At 78.1% G+C, this 10,621-nt stretch carries 7 protein-coding genes; 5 read left to right on the top strand and 2 right to left on the bottom strand.

The window, feature by feature from the left end:
- Window positions 1-470, bottom strand: a 470-nt coding sequence (locus VR45_RS15900) for a Nif3-like dinuclear metal center hexameric protein (protein WP_045940414.1), incomplete at its 3' end; no start/stop codon positions are given.
- A 386-nt stretch (window positions 471-856) separates the two neighbouring features.
- Here VR45_RS15900 and lanL point away from each other — a divergent pair.
- The 3 genes from lanL (at window position 857) to VR45_RS46935 (ending at window position 6,678) form a co-directional block, all read left to right on the top strand.
- Window positions 857-4,357 carry a class IV lanthionine synthetase LanL gene (lanL, locus tag VR45_RS15895; RefSeq protein WP_107084194.1) on the top strand — a complete coding sequence of 1,167 codons (3,501 nt, stop codon included), beginning with the start codon at window positions 857-859 and terminating at the stop codon, window positions 4,355-4,357.
- On the top strand, window positions 4,348-6,354 hold the full coding sequence (locus VR45_RS42360) for an alpha/beta fold hydrolase (RefSeq protein ID WP_052709121.1): 2,007 nt from the start codon (window positions 4,348-4,350) through the stop codon (window positions 6,352-6,354). The genes lanL and VR45_RS42360 overlap by 10 nt, the downstream gene beginning before the upstream one ends.
- A 174-nt stretch (window positions 6,355-6,528) precedes the next feature.
- The gene (locus VR45_RS46935; protein ID WP_159394226.1) at window positions 6,529-6,678 is read left to right on the top strand and encodes a hypothetical protein; all 150 of its coding nucleotides are present in this window, start codon (window positions 6,529-6,531) and stop codon (window positions 6,676-6,678) included.
- A 72-nt stretch (window positions 6,679-6,750) separates the two neighbouring features.
- Here VR45_RS46935 and VR45_RS15885 read toward each other — a convergent pair whose 3' ends face one another.
- Window positions 6,751-7,842, bottom strand: a complete 1,092-nt coding sequence (locus tag VR45_RS15885) for a Zn-dependent alcohol dehydrogenase (protein ID WP_045940412.1) — start codon at window positions 7,840-7,842, stop codon at window positions 6,751-6,753.
- A 187-nt stretch (window positions 7,843-8,029) separates the two neighbouring features.
- On the opposite strand from VR45_RS15885, the gene VR45_RS15880 reads away from it, so the two are divergent.
- Complete coding sequence (locus tag VR45_RS15880) at window positions 8,030-9,394, top strand: M48 family metalloprotease (protein ID WP_052709120.1); 1,365 nt, start codon at window positions 8,030-8,032, stop codon at window positions 9,392-9,394.
- Window positions 9,395-9,602: 208 nt separating this feature from the next.
- Window positions 9,603-10,259 carry a class I SAM-dependent methyltransferase gene (locus VR45_RS15875; protein ID WP_045940411.1) on the top strand — a complete coding sequence of 219 codons (657 nt, stop codon included), beginning with the start codon at window positions 9,603-9,605 and terminating at the stop codon, window positions 10,257-10,259.
- Window positions 10,260-10,621 lie beyond the last annotated feature (362 nt).

The raw sequence follows: 10,621 nt of genomic DNA, 5'->3' as shown, positions 1-10,621 counted from the left end.
CGCGCGGCGAACGCGGCCAGCGGCAGCGGGGGCTCCAGCAGGCCGACCCGCCCGGTGCCGCGCCGGCCCAGCGGGTCGGTCGGGTCCGGGACCAGCGGGCCGGTCACGGTCACGCCGACCGCCTCGGCGAGCGCGTCCGAGACGCCCGGGTCGGCGTGGTCGGCGTTGGTGTGGGCCACGTGCAGGGCGATCCCGGCGCGGATCAGGGTGTGCACGACCCGGCCCTTGAAGGTGGTGGCGGCCACGGTGGTGGTGCCGCGCAGGTACAGCGGGTGGTGGGTGACCACCAGGTCCGCCCCCCACTCGACGGCCTCGTCGACGACCGCCTGCACGGGGTCGACGGCGAACAGCACGCGGCGGACCTCGGCCTGAGGGTCTCCGCAGACCAGGCCGACGGCGTCCCAGGACTCCGCCCACTGCGGCGGGTACAGCTCTTCGAGGGCGGTGATGACGTCGGACAGTTTCGGCACCTGTCGAGACTACCGTGCGCACGGGGGGAGCCGTCCGCCCGCCCGGCCGCCCGGTGGGCGGCCCCGCCGGGGGCGCGGGCGCGCGTCAACCCGGGGCGCGGATGCCCTCGGGCGGGCGGCGGCCCCGTTCGACCGGCGCCCGGGCCCGGTTCGCGCCGGGTGACCGGGCGGGCCTCGCGCACACCCCGCGGTTCGCACGAATTCGAAACGGCGCCCGGATCACCCTTACGAGTGAAGTGACCGGCTTCGGATTGAGCATCCCTCGCTACCGAAAGTAACTTCGCTTCTGCGAAAGGGAGTTGTCCCGGCCATGGGAGTCGCCCCGGCCAGGGCGCCGGGAGGGCGGTCCGCCGGAGGCGCGGTCCCGGGTGCGCAGAACGGGCCGGATGCGGCCGGGGCGGTGCGGACCGCCACCGGGGCGGCGGACCCGGGCCTTCCGAGGAACCGATTTCAGGCCGTGGCCGCGCGCCCGGTGCCGGAGCAGTGGGCACCGGGGCGGGCGCGTCGGCACCCGACGAAGGGATGTGGTGGCGGATGCGGGCGGACACATCGCTGCGGACGGCCGGTGGCACGGATCCGGCGGGCGACGCTCCGGCGGGCGACGGTCCGGCGGACGGCAGGCCGGACCCGGACGGCGGGTGGCCCGGGATGACGCGGACCGCCCTCGCCGCCGGGGTCCCGCCGGTCGACGGGCGGGAAGGCCGGGACGGACAGGACGGACAGGACCGGCGGGTCGGCTGGCGGGTGGACGTCGAGGGCTTCTGGTCCACGGCCAGGCCGACCCCGGGCGAACTCCCCGACGAGGGCTGGAAGCTCCACGTCAGCGCCGCCTCGACGGTCGGCGGCGCGGTGCTCGCGGCCGTCGCCGAAGTACTCGCCGAGGACCCGTGCGCGTTCCGGTTCGCGACCGGACCGGCCCAGCTGCACGAGCTCAACTCGCGCCACAGCGAACAGGGTTCGGCCGGCAAGTTCATCACCGTCTACCCGGTCGGCGAACCGCAGTTCCGGCGGCTGGCCGCCGCGCTGCACCGCGCCACCGACGGCCTGCCGGGGCCCGCGGTGCTCTCCGACCGCCCGTACCGGCCCGGAAGTCTCGTCCACTACCGGTACGGCGCCATCGCGGCCCGGGCCGAGCTGGGCAACGACGGCGGGTACCGGTCGATGCTGCGCGGGCCGGACGGCGAGCGGGTCGAGGACGTGCGCGGGGCCTCGTACCGGATCCCGCCGTGGGCCCGGGATCCGCTGGCCGCCGAGGGACAGCGGGCGTTCGACGGGCCGCGGGCCGCCCCCGCCCCGGCCCCGCTCGGCCCGACCCCGCCCGGTGCGCCCGGCGCCGCCGGTTCCGGGTGCGGCGCGGCAGCGGCGGCGTCCTGCTCGCCGGACGCTACGTGGTCACCGGGGCGATCCGGCACGGCGCCAAGGGCGGCGTCTTCCTCGGCCGCGACACCGACGGCGGCGCCGAGGTCGTGGTCAAGCAGGCCCGCGCGCACATCGAGATGGACCCCGCCGGCACCGACGCCCGCGCCGCCCTGCGGCACGAGGCCGCGCTGCTCGCCCGGCTGGAGGGCCTGGGGCTGGCCCCGAGACCGGTCGAACTCGTCGAACAGGACGACTCGCTCTTCCTGGTGCAGGAACGAATCGCCGGACAGCCGCTCGGCAGCTGGGTCGCGGCCCGACTGCGCCGCGACGGCAGCCCCGACGTCGACTGGGCCGAGGCCGGACCGATGGCCCACATCCTGCTCGACCTCGTCGAGCGGGTGCACGAGCAGGGGCTGGTGCTGCGCGACCTCTCCCCCGGCCATGTGCTCGTCCAGCCGGACGGCTCGCTGCGGCTGGTGGACCTGGAACTGGCCGCCGAGGCCGGCAGCAGCGCCGGCCCGGCCGGCGTGCCCGGCTACCGTGCCCCCGAGCAGGGGCCGGGGCGGCTCGCCCTGGTCACCGCCGCCGGGGCCCCGGCGGCGGTGCGGCGCGGCGGCGGGTTCGCCGGCCTGACGGCGGGCCGCGGCGGCGACGGCACCCGCACCGCCGAACCGGAGGCGGACCTCTACGCACTGGGCGGGCTGTTCTTCCTGCTCGCCACCGGCCACGACCCGCTGCTGCCCGAGGACCTGCCGCACGCCCGCCCGGTCACCGACCGGCTCGGCCGCTGGCTCGCCCTCGCCGCCCGCTGCGGCACCACCGCGCGCCGGCTGGCCCCGGCCGTGCTCGGCCTGCGCGCCGAGGACCCGCGCCACCGCTGGCACCCGGCCCTGGTCCGGGAGTCCCTCGCGGCCGACGGCCACACCCCCTTCCGGGCCGACCGCCCGGCCGGCCCGGACCGCCCCGCACCGGTGCGGGACCCCGAGCACCTCGACAGACCCGGGCCGGCCGGGGCCGACGGCGACACCGACCGCACCGAGCCCGGCGGAGCGTTCTGGCACACCGAACCGGCCGCGACGCCGGACCGGCCGGGGCCGACCCCGGCCGCCGCCACCCGCGTCGACGGCCGCGTCGACGCCCACGGCCACGGCCACGGCGAGAGCGACACCGCGGTCCTCGACCGGGTGCTGCACGACGGACTGCGGCACATCGCCGCCACCGCCGCACCCTCGCGCCGGGACCGGCTGTGGCCCGTGGTGCCGGCCGGCGAACGCGCGGACCCCTGCAATGTCCAGCACGGCGCGGCCGGCGTCCTGGCCGTCCTCGCCCGGGCGGCCGCGACCACCGGGCTGCCCGAGGACGTCCGGGCCACTGCCCGCGCCACCGCCCGGACCGCCGCCGACTGGATCGAGCGCCGCTGCGCCGCCGAACCGGTGGTCCTGCCCGGGCTGCACTTCGGACGCTCCGGCGCCGCCTGGGCACTGCTGGACGCCGCCCGCGCCCTGGACGACCGGGCACTCGCCCGGCGGGCGGCCGAGCTGGCCGCGCGGATCGCCGTCGAGTGGCCGAACCCGGACGTCTGCCACGGCGCGGCCGGCGCCGGCTTCCTGCAACTCCGCTGCGCCGCCGAGGACCTGCCCGGATCCCCCGATGCCGACGGGGCGGCCGGGGCGGCGGAGTTCCTGGCCCGGGCGTCGCGGTGCGGCCACGGCCTCCTCGCCGCCGCCCGCCAGGCGCCCTACGGCGCGGTGTGGCCGGTGCCGCAGGACTTCGACTCCGCGCTCGCCGGGATCACCCACCTCGGGTTCGCGCACGGGGTCGCGGGCGTCGGCGCCTTCCTGCTGGCGGCGGCCGGGGCCACCGGGGACGGCGCGCTGCTCGCCGGCGCCGTCGAGGCCGGCCGCACCCTCGCCGCCACCGCCCGCCTCGACCCGCCGGCCGCCCCGGGCCCGGCCGACGACGGCTCCTCCCCCGCCGCCCGGTGGCCGCGGAGCGCCGACGACCCCGCGCACGTCCGCCTGACCCACTGGTGCAACGGCTCCTCCGGCGCCGGCACCTTCCTGCTGCGGCTCTGGCGCGCCACCGGCGACGCCGACGCGCACCGGCTGGCCCTGGCCCTGGCCGCCGGGCGGGCGGTGACCGCCGGACGCTGGCACAGCGGTGTCTGCGCCTGCCACGGCCTGGCCGGGGACGGCGAGTTCCTGCTCGACCTCGCCGAGGCCACCGGCGATCCGGGCTTCCGCTCCGCCGCCGTCGAGTCGGGCCTGCTGATCGCCGCCCGCGCGGCCCTGCGCGACGGGCTGCTGGTGCTGCCGGACGAGACCGGCACCGGGTGCGCGCCCGCGTACGGCACCGGGACGGCGGGGGCACTGGCCTTCCTGCTGCGGCTGCGGCACGGCGGTCCGCGGCTCTGGGTGGACCCGGTCCCCTTCGACACACCCTCCGACACACCCTTCGACCCACCGTTCGGCACACCGTCCGGGCGGCCCGGCCCCGATCCGGCCGGGCAGGTGGATTCATGGACGTGACCACCCGGGCCGGGACCCAGGCCCTGCGCCGGCTCGGCTTCACCTTCTCCGCCGACGGCAGCCACGCCGCCTGCCTGGCCTCCGCCGCCGACGGCGGCTGGTACGCCGAGAGCTGGCACCTCCCCGCCCGGGGCCCCGCCCTGCCGACCGGGCTCCCGCTGCCCGGCCACCGCTCCGAGGACCTCCGCTCGCAGTTGGTCGCCCTGCCGGACGGCTCGGTGCTGGTCCGCCGTTCCGACGGCGACCGGCATGACCTGGTGACGCTCTCCGCCGCCACCGACCAGTACGGCCGGGCCGTCACCGCCGAACGGCCGCTGGCCACCCTGCGGATGCCCGGACTCCGGCTGCTGCCGCTCCCGGCGGGCGCGGCGTCCGGCCCCCGCGCCCCGGTCGCCCTCGCCCTGGGCAGCGACACCCGGCCGGGCACCACGGTCTGGCTGGTCCGGGCCGACGGCTCACCGCCGCACCAGATCGCCGAGATCCCGGGCCTGCACGGCGGTGGCGTCTGGCTGGACCACACCGGCGCGCTGCTGGCCCTCGACCGGGTGAGCGACGGCCTGGTCCGCACCGTGGTGCTCGACCTGCGCACCGGCGCCGTCACCCCGCTGCTGGAGATCGGCGAGCACAGCAACGACCGGCTGCTGCTGTTCGACCCGGACAGCCGGTTCGCCATGGTGCGCAGCGACGCGCCCGGCACCGACCGGATCGGCTGGGGCGTGCCGGGCGGCGGCGAGCCGCTGCGGTTCCCCGAAGTCCTGCACGTCGCGGGCATGTTCCTGCGGCCGGTCGCCCTGCGTCCGGCCACCGACGGACCCCGGGTCGCGGTGCAGATCGACCACGGCGCGGGCTGCTCGCTCGCCCTGTGGCGGCCCGCCCTCGGCCGGCTGGACCCGCTGCCGGTCCCGCCCGGGCGGCTCGGCGCGGTCGGCCACTGGTCGGCGGACGGGTTGCGGCTGCCGTACTCGGCGCCGGACCACCCGGCCGCGCTCGCCACCCTGGACGTGGACGCGCTGCTGACCCAGGGCCCGGTCGCCACCACCTCGGGGCCGGTGCCGCTGCCGCTCCAACTGGCGCCGCTGGGCTCGGGGTTGCCGGGGCCGTGGCGGGACACCGTGCTGCCCTGGCAGCCCGGCACCACCAGGAGCCGCCCCGGCACGACGCCGCGCGGCTGGCGGCTGGACGGTTCGGCCGAGCCCGGCGACGGCGGCCGCTGGCATCCTGCCCAGAGCCTCGAACTCTCCGGCCCGGCAGGCCCGTTGGAGGCGGTGGTGTACGGCGGGGACGCCTGGCTGAGCAGCCCCCAGCTGGTGCTCGCCCTGCACGGCGGCCCGGCGGACGCCTGGCGGCTGGAGTTCGACCCGGCACTGCAGCGGATGGCCGGCGAGGGCCTGGCCGTGCTCGCCCCGAACCAGCGCGGCTCCACGGGCTACGGGGTGGCGCACGCGCTGGCGATCCGGGGCGCCTGGGGCGGGCCCGATCTGGACGACGTCCTGCACCTGCTGGAGGGCATCGCCGGCCAGCGGGCCGCGCTCGGACTGGAGCCGCCGGCCCTGTTCGGCGTCAGCTACGGCGCCTTCCTCGCGCTGCTGGCGGCGGCCCACGCACCGGCCGAGCAGGTGGCGCGCTGCGCGGTGGTCGCGCCGTTCCTGTCCGGCGCCCGACTGCTCGCCGAAGCCTCCGACCCGGTCCGGGCGCTGACCACCCGGCTGGGCGGCGGGGAGCCGATCGCGGACGCCCGCGGACCGCGCGACGTGCTGCAGCTCGCGCACCGGATCGGCGCGCCGCTGCTGGTGGTGCACGGCGACCGGGACGAGGTGGTACCGGTGAGCCAGTCCCGTTCACTGCGGCACGAGTTGCTGCGGATCGGGCGCACCGAGGGCGCCGACTTCCGCTACATCGAGGCGGCGGGCGCCGGGCACGAGGTGCTGGCCGAGGAAGGCGGCGCGGTGCTGCACGAACTGCTCGCGGGCTTCCTGCGCACCGGCCGCCCGGCTTAGGGCGTGTCTTTCGGATCCCGCCCGGCGGGGGCGGATCCCACGGCGGGGAGCGCCCGTCGAGCACCCCGCCCGGCCCGCCGGTTAGGGTGGCGGCCGCGCCCCGGCCGGGTCCAGAAAGTACCGGCCGGAGGCCGGACGACCCGCACCCTCGCACGGAAGCACGGACAGACGATCTTGATCTCCGACACCCTCACCAACACCGACGGGACCACGACCGAGGACACCGCGGCGGCCGGTCGCCACCGCGGCCGCTCCGCCGCCGACGACAGCCCCGAGGCGGACCCGCACGGCCGCCATCGCGCAGCCTCGGCCGACCTGGGCTGACCCGGTCGCGGTGGGTCCGGCCCGGCGGGGTGCCGCGGCCGGACCCACCGCCCGGCGCCGACCCGGCAGCCCTCAGCCCGGCAGTACGACCGTCCGCAGCGCCTCGCCGCTCCGCATCTGCGCCAGCGCCTCGTTGACCTCCGCCAGCGCGACCCGGTGCGTGACCATCCCCGCCAGGTCGATCCGCCCGGCCCGCCACAGCTCCACCACCAGTGCGACGGTGCCCGACAGCGGGGCGCCGCCGTACAGCGAGGGCAGCAGCCGCTTCTCGTTGAAGAACAACTCCCCCATGGTGAACTGCACGTGGTCGTCCTGCGCCCCCGCGCCGATCACCACCACCGCGCCGCCGCGCCGGGCCGCGTCGTACGCCGCCCGGACGGTGGCCGAGCGGCCGACCGCCTCGAAGACGTAGTCGAAGCCGCCGCCCGGCAGGCCCTTCGCCACCGCCCTGAGCTCCTCGGGGGCGAGTGCCTCGGTCGCGCCGAAGGCGAGCGCCCGCTCCCGGCGGGACACCACCGGGTCGACCACCGCGATCCGGGCCGCGCCGCAGACCCGGGCGCCCTGGACGGCGGCGACGCCCACCCCGCCGGCACCGATCACCGCGACCGACGCGCCGGGTTCGACCCGGGCGGTGTGCACGGCCGCGCCGATGCCGGCGGTCACGCCGCAGCCGATCAGCGCGGCCAGTTCGTACGGGAGGTCGGCGGGCACCGGGACCACCGCGTCGCGGTCCACCACCACCTCCTCGGCGAAGGTGCCGGTGCCGTAGAAGCCGGAGGCCTCCCCCGCGCCGTCCCCGTCCCCGCCGAAGCGGAAGCCCGGGGCACCGAGCCGCCGCAGGCTGGCCGCGCAGAGGTGGGCGCGCCCGCGCCCGCAGTGCGCGCAGCGGCCGCACGGCGCCATCCAGCTGAGCACCACCCGGTCGCCGACAGCGACCTCCGTCACCCCCTCGCCGACCTCGACCACGTCGCCGGCGCCCTCGTGGCCGGGGACGAACGGCGCGGGCTGGGGCAGGACGCCGCTCATCGCCGACAGGTCGGAGTGGCAGAGGCTGGCGGCCCGCAGCCGGATCCTCACCCTGCCCGGTCCGAAGCCGACCGCCTCGACGTCGTCGCGGACGTCGAGCGTGTCCTGACCGGTCCTGTGCAGGATGGCGGCGCGCATGGGCTGCTCCCGGGTCCTTCGCGGATTCGCGGATCGTCGGTCGGGCCGATTCTGGCACGCCGCGCGCGGTCGGAGTAGAACACGTTCCACTCCGACCGCGCGCCGCGCCGGGAACCGTACCCGGGCGCCGGATCCGGCCGGGCCGGACCCTTCCACCGCCACCCCGGCGCTGGCATGATCGTCCGCCGTGCCGAACTCCGCCGCGCCGAATCCCGCCGCGCCACCGACCAGCGCCACCGCCACCGCCCCCGTCGGCGGCCGCCCCGACCGCTGCCCCGAGTGCTCCGCGCCGCTCGACCCCGACCCCCGGTTCACCGCCTGGTGCCCGGCCTGCGAGTGGAACCTCGTCCCGGCCGAGGAGGCCGCCGAGGACACCGCCAGGAGCGCGAAGGAGCTGGCCCGGGAGCACGCGGCGGCCGAGCGGACCGAGCGGCTGTTCGAGGACGTGGTGGCCGGCCGCGTCGACACCACCCGCCACGACTGGCTCGCCGCCTCGGCCCTGGCCGTCCCGGTCCACCTCGTCACCGTCGCCGTGGCCGGGTCCGGCCTCTGGCTGCTCGTCACCGGCAACACGCCCCTGCGCTGCCTGGGCGCCCTGCTGCTCGCCGTCGCCTTCCTGATCCGCCCGAGGCTCGGCCGGGTGCCGAGCGGCCAGGGCGTGCTGACCCGCGCCGAGGCGCCCGCCCTGTACGGGCTGACCGACCGGATCGCCGCCGAACTCGGGGCGCCGCCGATCGGGGTGATCCAGGTCGACGAGAGCTTCAACGCGAGCATGGGGGTGGTCGGCCTGCGCCGGACCTCCGTGCTCACCCTGGGCCTGCCGCTCTGGGAGGCGCTGGACGGGCCGCAGCGGATCGCGGTGCTCGGCCACGAGCTGGCCCACCGGGTGAACGGCGACCACCGGCAGGGCCTGTGGCTCGGTTCGGCGATGCGGTCGCTCGCGCACTGGCACGACCTCAGCCTGCCGCGCGAGCGGACCGCGCCCGGGTACGGCGTGGTCGCGTTGCTGACCATGATCGGCGACTACCTCGGCAACGCCTTCCTGCACCTGCTCAGCGGGCTGCTGTTCCGGGCCTACCTCCTCCTCGACCGGCTCACGGCGCGGGCCGGGCAGCAGGCCGAGTACCACGCCGACGAACTCGGCGCCCGGGTCGGATCCACCGGGGCGATGCGCGAGAGCCTGGCGGCCCTGCTGCTCGGCCCGGCGACCGGGACGGTGACCATGCGGCTGCGGGCCGAGATCCAGTCCCGGCCCCGCTCCGGGCGGCGGGACGCCGCGCCGGGACCGGACGCCGACTCCCTCTGGCCGCAGCTGCGCGCACACCTGGCGGCGATCCCGCCGCTGGAGCACGAACGGCTGCTCCGCCGCTCGCGCAGGTCCGGGCACCGCGTGGACGCCTCGCACCCGCCGACCCATCTGCGGATCGCGCTGCTGGAGCGGCGGACACCCGTCCCGGCGGCGGTCGTCTGCCCGCCGGAGGAGGCCGCCGCCGTCGACGCCGAGCTCGCCCCGCACCGCACCCGCGTCGCCCGCACCCTCCTGGCCGGCTGACGCCCCCGCGCCCTCCGCAGGACCACCCGGTCCGCCACGGGGTGCGGCGGACGCCGACGACGGCCCGCACCCCCGTGGCGGGCCGGACCAGGGCGGAGCCGAGAGTGCCGCCGCGGGGTCGGGGTCGGGCCGTACCGTCCAGTAGGGTCCGACGGCGGGCGGAAACCGCACCGCGCCGCCACCCACCACCCCGCCGAGGAGCAGCACCATGTCCGACCTCCTGGAGACCGCGCACCCCCGGCCCGAGGTGCTGGCCGCGTTCGAGGGCGCGACCGGGTTCATGCCGGTGGACGAGGGCCTCGCGCTCTACACCGCCGCCGTGACCGCCGCCCGCCGCACCGGCCTCCCCGTGCTGGAGATCGGCACCTACTGCGGCCGCTCGGCGATCCTGCTGGCCGAGGCCGCCCGGGAGACCGGCACCGTGGCGCTGACCGTCGACCACCACCGCGGCTCCGAGGAGCAGCAGCCCGGCTGGGAGTACCACGACCCGACCCTGGTCGACCCGGAGGTCGGCCGGATGGACACCCTCCCCCGGTTCCGCCGCACCCTGCACGCGGCCGGCCTGGAGGACCACGTGATCGCCCTGGTCGGCCGCTCGCCCCGGATCGCGGCGCTGTGGGGCGGCGGGCTGGCCCTGGTCTTCATCGACGGCGGCCACACCGACGAGCACGCCACCGCCGACTACGAGGGCTGGGCGCCGCACCTGGCGCCCGAGGGCCTGCTGGTCGTCCACGACGTCTTCCCCGACCCGGCCGACGGCGGCCAGGCGCCCTACCGCGTGTACCTGCGGGCGCTGGCGGAGGGCTTCGAGGAGGTCTCGGTGACCGGTTCGCTGCGCGTCCTGCGCCGCGCCACCGCCGGCTGATCCGCAGGTCGGACCCACCGTCCGGACCCGCCGGGCCCGGCACCCCGCACCCGCCGCCGTCCGGCCGCCGCCCGGGGTGTCCGGAATCCGCCGACCCGCCCCACGGGCGATCACGGATGCTCTAACGTCGTGCCGGGGCTGCCGGGCGGGGGTCGCGAAAGGTACGGTGTCCGCGCGGTCGCGGGCGCCCGCGACCGCGGCGCGGCCGCACGACACCAGCAGAGCACCCGGGCGGAGCAGGCCCGGGCAGACCGTGGGGGCCAGGGACAGATGACGGACCAGCAGAACACCGCTCCGGCGGTCTGGGACCCGACCGCCCGTGGCGGTGCGGGCGGCTGGGTGCGCGGTCCCCAGCAGCCCGC

This window comes from Streptomyces sp. NRRL S-495 (assembly GCF_000966955.1).
Lineage (GTDB): Bacteria > Actinomycetota > Actinomycetes > Streptomycetales > Streptomycetaceae > Kitasatospora > Kitasatospora purpeofusca.
Note: the sequence above shows the minus strand (reverse complement) of the source record. Positions and strands in the feature narration are given on the sequence as shown.